Consider the following 16,628-nt stretch of genomic DNA (forward strand, 5'->3'; position numbering starts at 1 on the left):
ATGTTTTTAATACGCTATCCATTAGAACGGTCATTCTAAATTTTTATCTAAAAAATAAAAAGTTGCCGTAACGTTACGGTAATTTTTTCCATTGTTCTTGTAAGCGCTATCTGATAAATTTTTTATAACGATCTAGATACTCGAAACTTTTAATTTTGATTGATTAAGAAATTAATAATTAAAAAAAGGATTGGTGATGTTATGAAAAAAGGAATGTTTTTTTGCCTCGCTGTTTGTAGTTTATTCTTTATTAACGGCTCAAATGCCCAAGCTACCGAAGATTTCTCACTGGATAATCGCGAAGAAATCATTAATGATTTTGAAGAAGAATTGTCAGAAGCAGAAGAAAATATTATTCAAGGTACCACATTATCTGAACAAGAAGCCCCTTCTATTGTAGCAAATTTGATGTTTCGAGTTATTTTTGAATCAGATATTCCAATTATGAATTTATTTGATGATTTAAAAATTAAAGAGAATCCCGAAATAGACAGTGTTGACTGGTATGCAAAAAATTGGTATGAAAAGTTAGAAAATACTAGCGATCGAACAATCACTACAACAGAAACATATCGAAAAGAAAATGGCGAAGAAGTAAGCAATCCAATAACGCTCCGAGGTCGTTATATTGATAACGGTTCTGATAAAACTGTTATCTTACATCATGGTTATCGTGCATTAAAATATGAGTTGATAAAACAAGCCAAATTCTTTTCAGAAGAAGGATTTAATGTCCTATTAATTAGCAGTCGCGCAGTAAACGGAAGCGATGGTAAATATATTACTTTTGGATACTACGAAAAAGATGATTTAAATATGTGGATTAATGATGAAGTCAATCGAACCAATAGCGATCAAAAAATCGTATTAATGGGCGTTTCGATGGGAGCATCCACCACGGTACTGTCACAAAATGTTCCACATCCTAATGTTGTTGCATATATTGAAGATTGTGGGTATGCTGATTTGCATGAGGAAATGCTACAAGCTTTTTCTTGGTTTTCAGAATTATTACCTATAATAAAAAATGTTGATTTTAAACAATTAGTAAATCAAATCAGTCAAAGAACTGAGTCTAGATTAGGTTTTAGTATCGATCAAATTTCTCCAATAGAAAGTGCTAAAAATACAGATGTTCCAAAATTATTCATTCATGGTGGTGCGGATGATTTTATACCTATTAGCCACATGGAAGACATGTATAATGCCAGTCCTGGATACAAAGAAAAACTAGTAGTTGATGGCGCTATCCATGGCAAATCATTTGATACGAATCCAGAAATATACACTGAAGGTTTACGACATTTTTTAAACAACGTCTTTCAATGATTTAGATTGTTGATTAAAATAAGTTATCTTCCCTTATTGTTATCCGTTTATATCATGGTTTCTCTTTTAAACTTAGTTTAATTGTTTATTGTAAAAAAACACTCGACGAACCTAATTCTACAAACTGAAACGCTCAAGCAATTAGCTTGGGCGTTTTAATATATTTCTTCTGTAAGACCTGAACCTTTATCTCCCAATTAAAAAATTTAGTTTTAACTAGAATTCCACATTACAGACAAACATAATTATACTCTCAAAAAATACGCTTAGAACTGTTTTATTAGGACGTCTAAATGCTTTTTTCGTCAAAATTATCAATATAATGTTTTTCAAAATATATTAAATAACAAAATTAAAACAACTTAAATCCTATTGCATATCTATTTTATATTCTTTCGTATCTATATAAAAACCATATAATAGTGATATTTACATATTAAAATAACTGATATTATTTTTTAATTTTTTTAAAAAAACGTCTTATTACTTCAAAAAAATATTCTCATATTATAGAATAATTGACGAGGTGGAAATATGAAAAATTACGTTGGATTACTCACAAATGTCGAAATACGAGATTCTCTAGCAAGATTCACTTTAGAAACAGAATCTGGGACAATTAAGTGTGTCATCGGTAATTTTTTTGTCAGCATGAAATTTTTAATGTTGCATAATAACAAATATTTGATTTCTGTAAAAGGGTCTTTCGATCCTTCCGATGATGAAAACCATTTAATCGTCAAAGATTTTAAAATTATTAACGAAGATGAATTTGTTAGAGAACTAGATATTCGTATGCAATAAAAAGCCCAATTGTGGGCTTTTTATTGTACTCATTTATGACTGATGATTTTTTACATTTATTCGACAGACTGACAATTCCTGTTACTAGCACTACTAATCTCAAATCGGTCATCTTACTAGCTTTTTGATGTCCAATGATTCCTTTTTTCATTTTATCGAGCATAATTAAAACCTCTAAACAGGACGCAGTGAGTGCATCCTATTTTAGAGGCTTAAAAATTCGAGGACTTCTTTTTTTAATCTCTTATTGTAAAGAACGAACCGCATACCAAGCAGTTCCTTCATCTCTCCAACCTAAGCGAACCAAATTATTTTTTTCGCCAGCATTGGTTGTGTAAACATGACTATCCTGACTACCGGTTGCATTTGGATTGTATACACGATATACAGGAACGCTTCCGCCAGAATTCCATGACACACCTTCACTCTTCCAACCAACTGTTACTAACCAATCTCGTTCTGAAGCACTTAATGTATAGAAATGACGACCATTGTTTGGATTGTACAAACGGTAAACGGTATCGCCAGTCGTTGGTGCAGCCCAGCCAACACCTTCATAGTTCCAGCCAACATTTTGTAAATTCGTTGCTTCACCTAAATCTTGTGTGTAATGATGGTTGCCTTCGTAACCATTGTATAATCTGAAAACATATCTTTCATTTGCTTGTTGCCCATCTATACTTGGACGCTTTTTCGGTGTATCTGTCAAAACTCTCTTAGCAAAATCAGGTCGATACCAAGCAATTTGTCCAACTTTCACTGTTTGACCTGGTCCCGGCGAATGAATATATTGACCATTGTCAATATAGATGGCAACATTAGTAGAATTTCCTTTGTTCCCCCAGAACAATAAATCTCCTGGTTGTAAGGCGTTCATACTAACATCTCTACTAACTCTTTCTTGGGATGTAGTCGGAGCTGGAACGCTCATGTTAACCGCATTTTTAAAAACATATTGTACAAGGCCAGACGCGTCAAATGCATTTGGTCCAACAGCTCCCCAGCCAAAAGGTTTACCCACTTGTGCTTGAGCCATATTAACAACTTTTTGTTGATCGGTCGCTGCTGCTCGAGTAGTAGCAGAAAAAACTTGAGCGGTTGAATCTGAAGCAAAATCAGGTATTGCCATGATTGCTTCGAACTGTTCCAAAGTATAACCAGCTGTTAAAGCTTCCTGTTTCTCTTGTTCATAATTGCTTTGATTTTCTGTAATTTGTGGTTGTTGCTCGCTTGTAACTTCACTTGCATATGATTGAACTGCTCCCACTTGTACTTGTAATCCAACTAAACAAAGCCCGACTAATAAACCACTTTTCATTCCTAATCGCATAAAAATCTTCCTCTCTCCTATCTTATTTGATGCTTTAGTCACATCAATGAAATAATTGTAATCTAAATGTCATATTTCGTCTATTCTTTTCTGAGATAAAAAGCTAATTCCGGGAATTTCTAATTTAAAATCATGAAATAGTCTATTTTTATTCATAATTAAACAAAATATACATATTATTTGAAACTTTTGTATTTTTCAAAGGTAAGTAATATTAGTAACAAAAGAAATACTTCTGACTTATAAAAAACTAGGCTGATAAAGTTTTGTCAATTATTTAGAAATTTAGCTTCTTCTTTAGGAGAATACAGTTACGTTTTTGTTTATTAGATCTAAAGCTATTTTTTCAATCCGATTGACCTATTCAAATGGAATCAATTGAATGATTGACTTATTGAGCTAATTTCCCTTCATCCAAAAATATATAAATTGAATACAAAAAAAGACAGCTTCAATTAAGAAGCTGTCCGAACCTACAGTTTGTTTTTGTAACGAAACAACAGGAGGCTTCTGTTATAATATGATATCTTTTAAAAAAAATCCAGTAAAACACTCAACAAATTACAATAACGAAAAAAAATTATTAACGATCCCTTAGAATTTTTTTTTATTCTGAAATGATCTCTATTTTTTAGTAATTATTCATTGAAGAATTACTAATTATTTCCTATGTACAAAAGATAAATTCTAAAAATTATAGCGTCAGCAAAAAATGTATTTATCTGTAAGGAAACTTATCACCAACAAACAATACTTCTATTATAAAAAAACGTTTATGTTTATTTATAATCTAATTTACAGAATAGTTATTTCTTTTTCCAAAAAAACTATATTGTTTTTTATTAAAAAATCAGCCTTTTATTCAAAGGCTGATTTAGCTATATTATTCTTCAGTACTATTATCTGTTGGATATAAATTAATAGTCGTCTGATCATTATTCTCAGAAAATATACTGGTGGATTTTGCGCCAAGCTGTTTTTCCTTGTCTTCATTTTGTTGATCTAGATTCTTGTAATTATAGGATTTAGGATCAACTGCTGTAAATCCTTCTGGTGTATAAAATCGTAACAAGTTTTCTTCATTTAACTTATCAGAAAGTTCTAGTTCTTTTTTGACATTTTGTTGCTCATTTTGGATCTCAGTTTCAATACCTGCAGCTTGTGAATCGATCAATTCGCCAGTATTGGTATCATAAGTTTTCCCACCTAGCTCAGTATATTGAGGCGTTACAAAATCCCCATTTCTAAAAGCAACAACTTGATCATGATTTTCAGAAAGCAAATCGCTCCCAAATTGAACATAATTTTTTGTATCAACACCAACTAAATGCAATAAAGTTGGCAACACATCAATTTCTCCACCATATTGGTGTTGAACACCTCCACCTGTATAGCCAGGTATATGAAACATCAAAGGCACTCTTTGCAACATTGCATTATCATAACTATCCCAGCTTGCTTTATCTTTACCCAAAGTTTCAGCTAAATCAGGGTTGTTCGTATCCGAAATTCCGTAATGGTCACCATAAATCATGAAAATTGATTTTTGATAAATTCCGGAAGCTTTTAAATACGTAAAAAATTGTTCTAAACTTTGATCAAGATAATGAGCCGTTCGTACATAATTATCGACTACCTCATCGCCAGTATTTAATGATGGAAAATCAAAATTACTATTATCGGTTAAATACGGTGTATGATTAGTGACTGTTAAAAATTTCGTATAAAAAGGTTGTTGTAAATGCTCAAGATGAGACACACTTTCCCGCAACAAGTCTTTATCTAAAATACCATAACCTAATGTTTCATCATCCGAACTAAAATAAGATTTATCAAAGAAGTTTTGGTAACCTAGATTTTTATAAACATCTTCCCGATTCCAAAAACTGCCAACATTTCCATGAAAAACTGCACTAGAATAACCTTCCGTTTGATTCAGAATGGCTGGTGCCGCTTGGAAAGTATTGTCAGAACCTAGCTGAGTAAATAATGAACCTTGTGGTAAGCCATAGGTACCAGTTTCCAACATGTTTTCTGCGTCACTAGTTTTCCCTTGTCCAACTTGATTGAAAAAGTTATCAAAAGACAACGTTTGTTGATCATCATTGTAGAGACTATTTAAAAACGGTGTAACTTCATGGCCATCAACCTTCATATTAATCAAAAACTGTTGGAAACTTTCTAAATGCAATACGATGATATTGCGGTTTTTAGCAATCCCAAATTTACTTTCATCTGGAGCAGCATAATGACTTTTCGTATAATTCAATACATCATTGATATCACCAGAAGATGCGTTAGCTCTCACTTCATTGGCTTTTGCTGTGTTAAAACCATCAACGGCTGTAAAAGTATCTAAACCTAAATATTTCACCAGATAATTTCGATCAAAAGTTCGTTGTAAAAGCTGAGGTCGATTGGCTTCGCTAACTGATAAATTAACTGTAAAAAACAATACTGAAAAGATACTTACTGCAACTGCGGCTGTTTTTTTGACTGGTTTTGATGTGATATCTACTTTTTTAACAAATAAATAAATAATTCCTGCTAATAATAGAAAAATATCTAACCAATAGAAAATATCGTGAATGCGCATCAAAGCTAAAGAACTACCCGATATTCCCTCAGAAACTTTCGAAAACCCTAAAATTGACTTAATTGTCACAAAATCAGTAAATTCACGATAATAAATAATATTGATGTACAACACCAAGGTATTCAATAAATCTGCTAGCCACAATACAATTAAAGCTGGTTTCAATTTTTTTATATATAAAAAACTACTAAATAGTAACAACATCGTGGCGATTGGATTAATCCATAAGATTGCCGTCTGAATCCAACCTTCGACACCTAAAGAAAAGTCAATATAATAAGCCAAAATTGTTTTAGCCCAAAAATAAATGCCGGCAATTAATAAAATATTCCAACGATTCTTTAAGCCTTGTTTGATTCGATTCACGTAAAACCACTTCTTTCTGCGATAGTATTCGAATGCCAAAATAACTATACCAGAAGTCATAAAAAAATCACTAATTTGGATCAACGAACACTAATTTTTAACTAAAATTCCTTAAATCTTTGCATATAAAATTTTCCATAACTTTTACCACTATAAAATCAAGCTTTTGCCTCTATACCAATACCAATTATTTTAGAAAAAATTCATACTTTCGTCATAGAATTTACGATGAAGTTTTAAAATAACAAAAAAAACTCGGGCAATACCCGAGATTCTTCGATTTATTTTATTAAAATAACTACTGATTTTTTACTACAAAACATCTTTAACAAATTTACATTCAACTTGATCGTAACACATAACCTTCCCCACGAGCTGTTTGTAATAATGAGCTGTCGAAACCAGCATACTCCATCTTGTCCCTGATTTTTCTGATTAAAGTAGACATTTGGCATTTTGCTGAATTGTCTAACTGTTCTTTGTTCCAAATTTGATGTGCCAATTCTTCTTGTGAGAGAACTTTATTTTCAGCTCGAACTAATTCTTGTAGCAATTTTTGCTCTCGTTTAGTCAATGATAATTGTTGGAGAATTTCTTGACCACTTGGATAATTATTTTTTTTACTTTCTCCTAGATGAAGCATCTCTCGGACCTCCTCTAATGGTGCATTTGGCGAAAGGTAAGCAGTCACAGCAGATTTTTTTTGTTCCGCTTGATGATTTTTTTCACTTAGTTGAACAATTAAACTCGCTTTGTTTTGCAATTTTTCTACCACGGCAAAATTTTCACCATTGGTAATGGATTCGCTCAGCAAAACAATCTGAAATTCTTGTAAAAAACATTCTGGCAAACGTTCTTGCAGAATAGACTTTAATAAGCTTGTGCTAGATAGCACTTCATGTCCCAACTGACGGATTTTTTCTTCTAATTCTTGTTCAGCGAAGACACACTTGGTTAATAATAAAATTCGGCACATATCGGCCACCTACTTTCGTTTTTTTTAAAGGGCAGTTAAAATTACCCTCAAGTAATAAATACGCATTATTTTCCGTAAAGCGCGATTTTTTTTGATAATTACCCAAAATTAATTAATCAATTTATTGCAACTTTTCCCAATACATGATGATGACTGCCGGTATCACTGAAATTAAGATTGAAATTCGATAAATAGGATTATTTGATTAGCTGAAGCCCTCTCCTTCTTTTTATCAACCAGATTGAATGACCTACTTCAAATTTGGCTTGATTCATTGTGAAGAAACGCTCTCATGAATTTAGGTTATACCATCCGTAAATAATTTACCTTGTAAAAATACTCTCTTTCAAAATTATGACTAAAGTTTCTATTATCCACATCAACTAGCACATTCAGAGCAAGTTTAAGTGAAATATTTTCACCAGTTGTAAATTTTTATTTGATAGATGCAGTTACAAACAGATGAACTGAATTGACAAAAAAACTGAACTTGCTACACTGATTAACTGACAATTTCAATCAAAGGACAAAAAAACAAGCTATTATTCCACAATATAATTCTAAAGCAAAACTAATAAATCCTTAATAAAAGCAAGCTAAAAAATGTATTCGTTATCATTTGTAATTTATTATAACACCTGTAATTAGTAAAAAACAGTGTTTTAATAATAATATTTTCAAAAAATAAAATAAATATTTAAAATTTCGGAATATTAAAATTTATTTCCAAAATTTAAAATGGAAATCTGACAAATAAATATTTTACCACTAAAAATATTTATTCAGAGCTAACTTTTACTTGATCATTTCTCAAAAAAAAAGATTAAGGGCAACTTTCTCCCTTAACCTTTTAACAGAATGAGTAAAACAATTATTTTAATTAAAATCAGTCATATCTAATTCAAATTTTTGTAAGATTATCGTTAATCCCTCTACTTCCTCTAATTCTAGTTTTTCTGCTCGTGATTTTATACCGAGAGTAATTGTATCAATGTCTAACAGCTTTCGTAAATCAACTATGGTATGCCAATCTTGACGTTCTTTTTTCCGAATCAGTAAGACAAAAGCTGCAAATAAAGGAAAAGCAATTTCATTTATCAATGCAATTATATTTTTAGGAGAAATCGTTTCATCTTCTACCAGCTCCAATAAATCATAAGGACTTTCTAGAAAATTTGCTATTTCTTTTGTCGCTATACCTTTTTTTATTTTTTCTTGTAATTGATTGTATTTCACAGCGGACATCGGTGGATTAACCGATAACGTATTAGTTTCGGTTGGTAGTGTGATGAATAAATTTCCTAAAGCTGTTTCATTTTGCAAGCCAGTAATGAAAGCAACGAATTTTTCAAACACAAAGAAATAATATTCGTTATTTATTTCTTCCAAAAAAAGACGACTATTTAACAGAAAACTACTTTTATTCCCCCACAGATAGGCTATTTCAAATGAACTTAACAAAAATGAAGATTGATTCCCGACAAATTTTTAGCTAAGAATTGGAAGAAGACCAACTCAAACAAATTGTTGACGTCAATTTGATAGTCGTAATCCAATTGGTGACTAGCTGTTTGAAATAGTAACAAAAGTCGCTCTTTGGGAAACTTATTTAAGAAATCAGCTTCTATGTTAAATCTTGTCAGGTAGTTTTCTACAAAATCAATTCCTTGATAGGTCTGATCATCAACTGGTTGCGCCAGCAAATAATCTAAAGATAGTCCATTGACTTGATGTGCTGTAAAATCTAGTTGGTACTGTTTAAAAAAATCAGCAAAACTCATGAGTGATTCTCTGATTGCCAAGACACCATAGTCTTCAAGATTCTCCATTATGTGCTTGTATAACTTTTCAGTGTCGGTGATTTTTCGCTGTAGTTCATTTTTACCTGATTCAAATTGTTGTTTTAAACTGTTTGACAATTCACCTTTACTTAAAACAAAATTTAAGGACATTTGAATATTTTGAATCTCCTCAATCGGTAAGACCGTCGAGCCACTTAATCGTTTCATGATTAATTCTTTTAATAAATCCTGATGTTCTTGGTCTTGGCGAACTAATCCATTTCCCATGACTCACCCTCCACTTCTAAAAAAGAATGGTCTTCAAAATAACCTTTTACACGATCCATATTTCCTTCATAAAAGGCTGCGACTTTACCAATGCCCTCAATTAATTCATCATCTGAGATAGACTGATTTTCGTTGCCTCTCAGATAATAAAAAATCTCCATTACGTCAGCTAATTTCTCTAAAAAATCACGCTTACCCCAGACTTCTTCTCTTAAAATTTCTTCAGCCAAATAAATCACATTGTCTAAGCCAAAATCAATCAGATGGTTTTCTAAAAAAAGTTGATTTCTTTCTACCAATAAGTTCTCTACCTCGGCTGCCTGAAGTGCAAAACCTTTTTTTACCGTTAATTGATTTAATTCGTCTTCAACTTTTTTAATAGTTACTGGCAAAACCTGATTAAATAACGTGATATCAAAATTCCCCATCTATCATCCCCCCATTCTACAGACTAAATATCATAAAACAAGAATTTATACAATCTTGAAATTCGGACAAAAATATGTTAATATAAAAGAGCAGAGAAGAAGATTTTATATTTTTCTTTACCTTTTCTTAATTATTAAAATAAAAACCGACCATCTATTAATAACAGATGGTCGGTTCTTTTTAGCTTTCAATAATACCGTGGAGAAAAAGGTCAACAATCGTCTGGCTAGATAAACCTTCATCAATAGCCTGCTCTTTTTGCGTGATATACGGAGATAGGACAAAGAAGAAATGTCTCGCCGCTAGCTCTGGTGAAATTTGGCTACGCATCTCGTGACCATACCTTTGAAACAAGTCTTCAAAAGGTTGGCGATAATTTTCTTTCCATAATGAGAAAATCTGGTAACGGGTAACTGGTGTGATATATTTCGCCAAATCCTGTAGCATCCGATTTAAATCGAAATAATGGGTAGTCATCAAATAATTCGCCATCGCTTCTAAGGATTGTTGAAAATCTAAATGTTGCTGGAGAATTCCGCTTAAATCTTCTCCTACTTCAGTCAATAATTTTTCAATTACTGCAACATACAAGGTTTCCTTGTCTTTAAAATAATGGTACAAATTCGGTTGAGTTATTCCAGCAGCTTTGGCAATTTGCCGGGTTGAGGTTGCATAATAGCCCTGCTCCATGAAAAGTTCGTTGCCTACCGCCAAAATTTTTTGTTCTGTATCTTTATTATATTTTTGAACCATCGTTTCCACTCACTTTTTCTCGGTTAAAACACCGTCTTTCATCACAAATACTTTATCACATTTTTCAATCAAACGGGTATCATGAGTAACCATTAAAGTTGCTTTATTTTTTTCTTTGGTTTCTTGTGCCAAAATATCTACGACTTCAAAGGCTTTTTCCGAATCTAAACTAGCAGTGGGTTCATCTGCTAAAATAATTGAAGGATCATTGTACAATGCTCGAACAATCGCTACACGTTGACGTTCTCCACCGGAAAGCTCTTCTGGATACTTATTTTTCAGCGAAGCAATCCCTAGTTGTTCAAACATTTTTTCACCAACCGAAATTTGACTAGCTTTATTAACTTTATCGACTAAAACTAATTGTTTTTTGACAGTTAAAAAAGGAACCAAATTTGAGGCTTGTAAAATGAAGCCAATTTCTTTAAAACGTAATTTCGCTCGTTCCTTTTCTTTCGTGTCGCTGAAGGCTGCGTCATTAATTAAGACTTCACCCTTTGAAGGTGTTTGTAGGCCACCTGCTAGAGTTAAAAACGTACTTTTACCAGAGCCAGAAGGTCCGATAATACCTACAAATTCGCCTTTTTCTACTTGAAAATTAGTTTCTTTTAAGGCTTCAATTTCTTGATCACCATCTTGAAATTTTTTCTCAACATTTTTAAATGTTATTGCTGCCATATTTTTTCGTCTCCTTTACCCGATCGCTTTTAGCGGATCAATTTTAACAATCGTTCGGACCGAGAAAAAGGCCCCCAGGATTGCTACTAATAACATCATCAAACTAATGCCGCCATAAAAGAGCCAATTTCCTTGAAATGGAACGGCTGTTGGTAATACTAATGATGTACCGACTGTACCTAATAATCCTAGCGCCACACCGACAAAAGCTAAGATAAAGGTTTGCGCCACCACCGAACGAGCAATAAATCCACTGGAAATTCCTTGCGCTTTTAAAACTCCGAAAATATTAATTTTTTGCATTGTTAAAACATAAATAAAAATCCCAATCACGATTGCCGCAATCACAATCAGAAAACCGATCATAAAGCCGAAAGTCAATACTTGTGCACTGTATCCTGGTAGATCATTGATAAAAGTACTCATTTTAACTTTTTCCAAATCATCCGGTAAATTTTTAACTTCTCCACGAGTCACAATCGCATTGACTCGCGGATTGTCACTAACGCCACTGGTTTCGAAACGAATCTCTTGATAAGCGGGAATCGTCGTATAAACCACAGGTGCTACATTAAATTTTGCATTGTCGGTAAATCCAACAATTTTTAATTTCTTATCATTACCTGAAAGCTTAATCGTGTCCCCTAGTTTGACATTGTATTCCTCTTTCAAACTAATATCAGCAACAGCTTGATTGTCGCCAGAGAAAGCTTTTCCGCTAACAATATTCGGCATCAGGAATTGATCCTTATTGATTCCAAAAAAACTAACATCAATTTTGTCTGCATTACTTCCCACCACACTTACAACTCCTGCGGTTTGCGTCAAAATTGCTGTTTTACCCGCTTCGACTTTTTCCGCCTCTTCTTGTGGAATCATCGACATTGCCAAAGTTCCATTGGCATCCTTTGCCAAAACAATTTCATCCGCCTGCCATTTATCTGCAGCGGTTCGATTATCTTGAGCTAATCCATAAGCCAATCCTGTTAGGAAAAAAACTAGATAAGCGATTAAAAACATCACACCGATTACTAAACCATACCGTAACTTGGCATGTCTAATTTCATTAATTGCTAAAAACATAAATATCCCCTCTTTAATCAAAAATTTATCACTCGATAAATTTAATATAACACTACCTTAAAAAAATCAATAAAGAATTGCTCATTACTAACAATCGCATTTTTCTGATGGAAAAAAATTGTGATTGTATCATAAATAAATTTCCGATAAAATTAAAAAAATAGAAGGGAGTTTTTTCATGCAAGTATACTTAGTAGAGAGTACCTGGGGTTCCAGTCGCTTAAACGTAAAAATAAATGAGGCGTTAAAAGAAATAGACACCCAGGGATTTGAAATTGTCGATATTAAATATCAACACAGTTTTTGGGGTTATTCGGCAATGATTCAATATAAATAATCAGCTTTTAATACTACATAACGTGTGTAGTATTTTTTTGTATCTTTTTAAGCTATTTTAGTTTATTATAAAAATATACTTAAATTAACTTAATAGAGATGGTGAATTTTATGAACCAGCAAAAAAGATTACAACTCATCATGGATCAATTGGTAAAAGAAAAATCATTGAGTTTACAAGACATTATTTCGCTGACTGGTGCTTCTCGTGATACCACCCGCCGAGACATGATTAAGCTTGCTGATAATCAATTAGTTACCAGAAACTACGGCGGAATTAGCCTAAAAGATTCCTTCAACAAAATCGACAGCTTTTTAGATCGCACCAACAATTTGACTCAAATAAAAAAAGAGATTGCCAAAAAAGCTGTAACATTCATCACTCAAAATCAAACTCTTTTTTTTGATGTCTCCACAACCGTTTCTTTAATGCCTCAGTTTCTACCTACAAAAAAAGAGTTGTACACTCTTACAAACGGGCTAGATATTTCCGATCAATTACTACGCAATACTCTCTATCAAACGACAATGCTAGGGGGAAAGCTTAATCGTGAAACACGGGCTGTTACTGGCGGGCTACCTCTTTTAGAACTATCGAAATATACAATTGAGGTCGCCTTTCTTAGTTGTGCCGGAATCGACGAAAAAGGCATTTATTATGCCCATGATGAAGACATTGCGATGAAAACCTTGATTCGCCAGCAAGCTAAAACAATCGTACTTCTTTGTGACCATACCAAAATTGGTTTGACCCATAACTTTTTAGTCTATCCTTTTAAAGAAATTGATTTTCTAGTGACCGATCAAAAAATCTCTAGAGAATTAGCAGAAAAAATTGGCAAAAATAAAATTATCTATACGAAGGAGTCGGAAAATGTTTAAAACTATCTTATTCGATGTTGATGGTACCTTGATTGATACTGCTTATGTTATGACCCATTCCCTGCAAAAAACCTTACTGGAAGAAATGCAACTGTCAGTAGAGATTGAAGATTTAAACTATATTTTAGGAATTCCTGGAAGAGCTGCTTTGGAAGAATTTACCGCTGATGAAGCAGAATTGGAAAAGCTGTTAAAAGCATGGAATAAAAATGTCTTATTGTACGCTGAACACGTGTCTGTTTATCCTGAGATTGAAGAAATTTTAAAAAAATTAAAAGCTGCAGGAATTAAAATGGGGGTTGTTACCTCTAAAACCAGTAACGAAATGAAAACTGAATTTGATATTTTTAATTTGAATCACTATTTTGATGTTTTTATCACGGCATCTGATACTGAAAATCACAAACCTCATCCTGAACCGATCCAAAAAGCGATTGATTTGTTGTCCGTCGAAAAAGGTGAAACGATTTATATTGGTGATTCGTTATATGATATGAAAAGTGCCAAAGCTTATGGGATAAAATTTGCTGTTGCTAATTGGGGGGCATTGGATTTAGCGATGTTCACAGAAGCAGATTACTTTTTAAAAAAACCATCCGATTTATTAAATTTAATATAGATAAAAGATCACAAAAAGTCAGCTAAACAATTGACTTTTTGTGGTCTTTTAATAGATGGTCATCGTTCCGTCAGGACAACGCAAATCTAATTGTTGTTTGCCTGAGTTAAAATCGTTCAAATCCTGTTCAGTATCAAGAAACTCAGCAGAAGTCTTTAATTTTAAATCAGTTGGCTTGGTTTTAAAAGACAAATCGATGTCGCCATTTTTGGTCTCGATGCTGGCATTTTCGTGTGCACTAATTTTATTTAAATAAATATCACCAGTGGAACTTTCAATCTTGGACTTAGCTAAATTGACTCGATTCAAAGAAATATCACCTGATTGAGTAGTCACTTGATAATTTTTATAATTATTCACAGGTATTTCGACAGTTAGCTGACTATTATTTTTAAAACTGAAACCACCGAATAAGCCATTTTTTGATGTTCCTTGTTGAATTTTCAAGGTGCCATCGACTAATTTCGCTTTTGCCCCGTCACCGTGATTTAAGTTTTCGGCTGAAACTTTGATTTGTTGGCTATTTGTTTCGACTAAATTTACATCCCACTCTTCCGTATCAATTGAGATCATTTCAACCTCAGATAAATTAAAAATATCATTTTCTTGTGAAGATGACACTTGATTCCAAACGAAAAAGCCGGCTACAATCATTAAAATCCCACTGATTATTAACATCTTTTTATTCATTGTCTTCCTCCTATAAAATATCTTGGTTATTGATTTGTCGAAATGACAAATAAGCAATCAATAATCCTACACAAGCTAGTATCACTGGTACCACCAGCATTTGCCCTAAATTCACCGTAGAACTACCATCAGACACTGTCGCATTCACTAATAATCCAATAATGACACCCCACGTAATTGTGGTAGAAGTGGATTTTTTCTTCATGCCAAAATATAAAGGAATCAGACTCAAACAAGCAGTCATTAATGAAACTAACGCCAGACTTGGAATTGTTTCTACGATATCCTGGCTGGTCATAGCTTTTGGAAATAATTCTAAAGTTGGATTTAACAATAAAGTCAGACAACTGATCACCAACGTCGCAAATAAAATACTGAGAAAGCAAAAGCCAACAATTAAATATAATTTACTTTGCATTACCTTCAGACGATTAACCGGATAAGTAAATAGAACTTGAATGGTCTTATTTTTGTATTCATCCACTACTAAACGAGACAATAAAACCGCTGAGAAAATCACAAATACTACTCTAATGATAATATTTACAAAAGACATATAAGTTGTAAAATCAGTGAACATTAACTCCGACTGATTTTTTGAAACAATCGCCATAAAAGCCGTAACTGCAAAAATCACAATTGTGCTGATCACGGTTGTTTTAATATATTTTGCCAAATGATTTTTCTGCCATTCTAGTTTCATTATTTTTATCATTTTTTATTTCCCCTTACCAATCATATTTAAGAAGTATTCTTCCAGAGATTCTTGATTTTGTTCTATTTTCAAAATACGGATATCTGCTTTAACTAACATTTGAGTGACTAGTGATTGATCGACTTGCTGGTCATAGATTTGGATCCTGCTATGTGTTTGTTGCATATCTTGAATACCTAACTTTGTTTGTAGGATTTCTAATGCTTTTTCTGGTTGATCGACTTCTACCATCAAATGAGAGGTATTTTGTGCCCGTATATCTGACATTCTGACTTCTTTTAATAGCTGACCTTGATCAATCACACCAATCGTATCAGCAATCCATTCAATCTCAGATACAATATGACTAGAGATTAAAATAGTCATCCCCTTTTCTTGCTTTAAATACAATAACAATTCACGAATCTCCTTGATACCAATCGGATCTAGACCGTTAATTGGCTCATCTAAGATCAATATTTTCGGTTCAGTTAAAATTGCACGGGCGATTCCAAGACGTTGGCGCATTCCTAATGAAAATTCTGTGACTAACTTATTTCTTACTTGTTCTAAGCCAACAATTTTTAAAACTTCTGAAATCTTGGCGGAAGAAGTTTTACCCATGTATTCTGCGTGAAGAGATAGATTTTCCTCAGCCGTTAATTGCTGGTAAAAAACCGGTGTCTCGATAATATTGCCAATATTTTTGAGATACTGATAAGAGTTTTTCTGAATCAATTCATTTTCTACCCGAATTTCTCCTGTGGTAGGTTTAATTAAATTCAAAATCATTTTCATGATGGTGGTTTTACCCGCGCCATTTGGTCCTAAGAAACCGTAAATTTCTCCTTCTTTAATAGTCATATTGACTCGAGAAACTACTTGTGTAGCTTTAAAATTTTTACTCACTTGATTAATTTGAATCATGCCTGTCATTTTTTCTCCTCCTCTTGCTTGAACCTAGCATAGCTAAGAAGTATTAGAGAAAATAGCT

Annotated in this window: 17 protein-coding genes; 5 read left to right on the forward strand and 12 right to left on the reverse strand. The window is 32.9% G+C overall.

All coding sequences use genetic code 11. From position 1 onward, the window contains the following. The first annotated feature begins 201 nt into the window (after positions 1–201). Complete coding sequence (locus ACVWNY_RS13900; protein ID WP_454072189.1) at positions 202–1,329, forward strand: alpha/beta hydrolase; 1,128 nt, start codon at positions 202–204, stop codon at positions 1,327–1,329. Positions 1,330–1,863: 534 nt separating this feature from the next. After that, positions 1,864–2,133, forward strand: a complete 270-nt coding sequence (locus tag ACVWNY_RS13905) for a hypothetical protein (RefSeq protein ID WP_454072190.1) — start codon at positions 1,864–1,866, stop codon at positions 2,131–2,133. A gap of 244 nt (positions 2,134–2,377) precedes the next feature. Here the strand turns inward: ACVWNY_RS13905 and ACVWNY_RS13910 are convergent, their stop codons facing one another. The 9 genes from ACVWNY_RS13910 to ACVWNY_RS13950 all read right to left on the reverse strand — a co-directional run bounded on the left by ACVWNY_RS13910 (position 2,378) and on the right by ACVWNY_RS13950 (position 12,413). After that, positions 2,378–3,463, reverse strand: coding sequence for an NlpC/P60 family protein (locus ACVWNY_RS13910; protein ID WP_218327169.1), 1,086 nt, complete (start codon positions 3,461–3,463; stop codon positions 2,378–2,380). An 883-nt stretch (positions 3,464–4,346) separates the two neighbouring features. Continuing rightward, positions 4,347–6,425 (reverse strand): LTA synthase family protein, encoded by a 2,079-nt coding sequence (locus ACVWNY_RS13915; RefSeq protein WP_454072346.1) that lies wholly within the window; start codon positions 6,423–6,425, stop codon positions 4,347–4,349. 340 nt (positions 6,426–6,765) lie between these two features. Next, complete coding sequence (locus ACVWNY_RS13920) at positions 6,766–7,401, reverse strand: winged helix-turn-helix domain-containing protein (protein ID WP_218327171.1); 636 nt, start codon at positions 7,399–7,401, stop codon at positions 6,766–6,768. An 876-nt stretch (positions 7,402–8,277) separates the two neighbouring features. Continuing rightward, on the reverse strand, positions 8,278–8,790 hold the full coding sequence (locus ACVWNY_RS13925; protein WP_454072191.1) for a hypothetical protein: 513 nt from the start codon (positions 8,788–8,790) through the stop codon (positions 8,278–8,280). A 65-nt stretch (positions 8,791–8,855) separates the two neighbouring features. Beyond that, a complete protein-coding gene (locus tag ACVWNY_RS13930) occupies positions 8,856–9,470 on the reverse strand; it encodes a DUF6179 domain-containing protein (protein ID WP_454072192.1) in 615 nt (204 codons plus the stop codon). Further along, entirely contained in the window at positions 9,455–9,898 is a 444-nt protein-coding gene (locus ACVWNY_RS13935; protein WP_218327173.1) for a DUF6323 family protein, read from the reverse strand. Before ACVWNY_RS13935 ends, ACVWNY_RS13930 begins: the two co-directional genes overlap by 16 nt. Positions 9,899–10,079: 181 nt before the next feature. Next, a complete protein-coding gene (locus ACVWNY_RS13940; RefSeq protein ID WP_218327174.1) occupies positions 10,080–10,652 on the reverse strand; it encodes a TetR/AcrR family transcriptional regulator in 573 nt (190 codons plus the stop codon). 9 nt (positions 10,653–10,661) lie between these two features. Beyond that, positions 10,662–11,330, reverse strand: coding sequence for an ABC transporter ATP-binding protein (locus tag ACVWNY_RS13945; RefSeq protein WP_218327175.1), 669 nt, complete (start codon positions 11,328–11,330; stop codon positions 10,662–10,664). A gap of 15 nt (positions 11,331–11,345) precedes the next feature. Beyond that, positions 11,346–12,413, reverse strand: a complete 1,068-nt coding sequence (locus ACVWNY_RS13950) for an ABC transporter permease (RefSeq protein ID WP_218327176.1) — start codon at positions 12,411–12,413, stop codon at positions 11,346–11,348. Positions 12,414–12,591: 178 nt separating this feature from the next. Here ACVWNY_RS13950 and ACVWNY_RS13955 point away from each other — a divergent pair, with 178 nt between their 5' ends. From ACVWNY_RS13955 to ACVWNY_RS13965, 3 genes are all read left to right on the forward strand, one after another. After that, the gene (locus ACVWNY_RS13955; RefSeq protein WP_218327177.1) at positions 12,592–12,750 is read left to right on the forward strand and encodes a hypothetical protein; all 159 of its coding nucleotides are present in this window, start codon (positions 12,592–12,594) and stop codon (positions 12,748–12,750) included. A gap of 110 nt (positions 12,751–12,860) precedes the next feature. Further along, positions 12,861–13,631, forward strand: a complete 771-nt coding sequence (locus ACVWNY_RS13960) for a DeoR/GlpR family DNA-binding transcription regulator (RefSeq protein WP_218327178.1) — start codon at positions 12,861–12,863, stop codon at positions 13,629–13,631. After that, positions 13,624–14,250, forward strand: coding sequence for an HAD family hydrolase (locus ACVWNY_RS13965; protein ID WP_218327179.1), 627 nt, complete (start codon positions 13,624–13,626; stop codon positions 14,248–14,250). The genes ACVWNY_RS13960 and ACVWNY_RS13965 overlap by 8 nt, the downstream gene beginning before the upstream one ends. Positions 14,251–14,298: 48 nt before the next feature. Here the strand turns inward: ACVWNY_RS13965 and ACVWNY_RS13970 are convergent, their stop codons facing one another. From ACVWNY_RS13970 to ACVWNY_RS13980, 3 genes are read right to left on the reverse strand one after another with little or no spacing between them, the layout of a single operon-like run. Next, positions 14,299–14,940 carry a DUF4097 family beta strand repeat-containing protein gene (locus ACVWNY_RS13970; RefSeq protein WP_218327180.1) on the reverse strand — a complete coding sequence of 214 codons (642 nt, stop codon included), beginning with the start codon at positions 14,938–14,940 and terminating at the stop codon, positions 14,299–14,301. 10 nt (positions 14,941–14,950) lie between these two features. After that, the gene (locus ACVWNY_RS13975) at positions 14,951–15,655 is read right to left on the reverse strand and encodes an ABC transporter permease (RefSeq protein ID WP_218327181.1); all 705 of its coding nucleotides are present in this window, start codon (positions 15,653–15,655) and stop codon (positions 14,951–14,953) included. Positions 15,656–15,658: 3 nt separating this feature from the next. Then, a complete protein-coding gene (locus ACVWNY_RS13980; protein ID WP_218327182.1) occupies positions 15,659–16,570 on the reverse strand; it encodes an ABC transporter ATP-binding protein in 912 nt (303 codons plus the stop codon). Between the last annotated feature and the right edge of the window lie 58 nt (positions 16,571–16,628).

The sequence above is a fragment of the Enterococcus sp. JNUCC 77 genome (genome assembly GCF_054819945.1).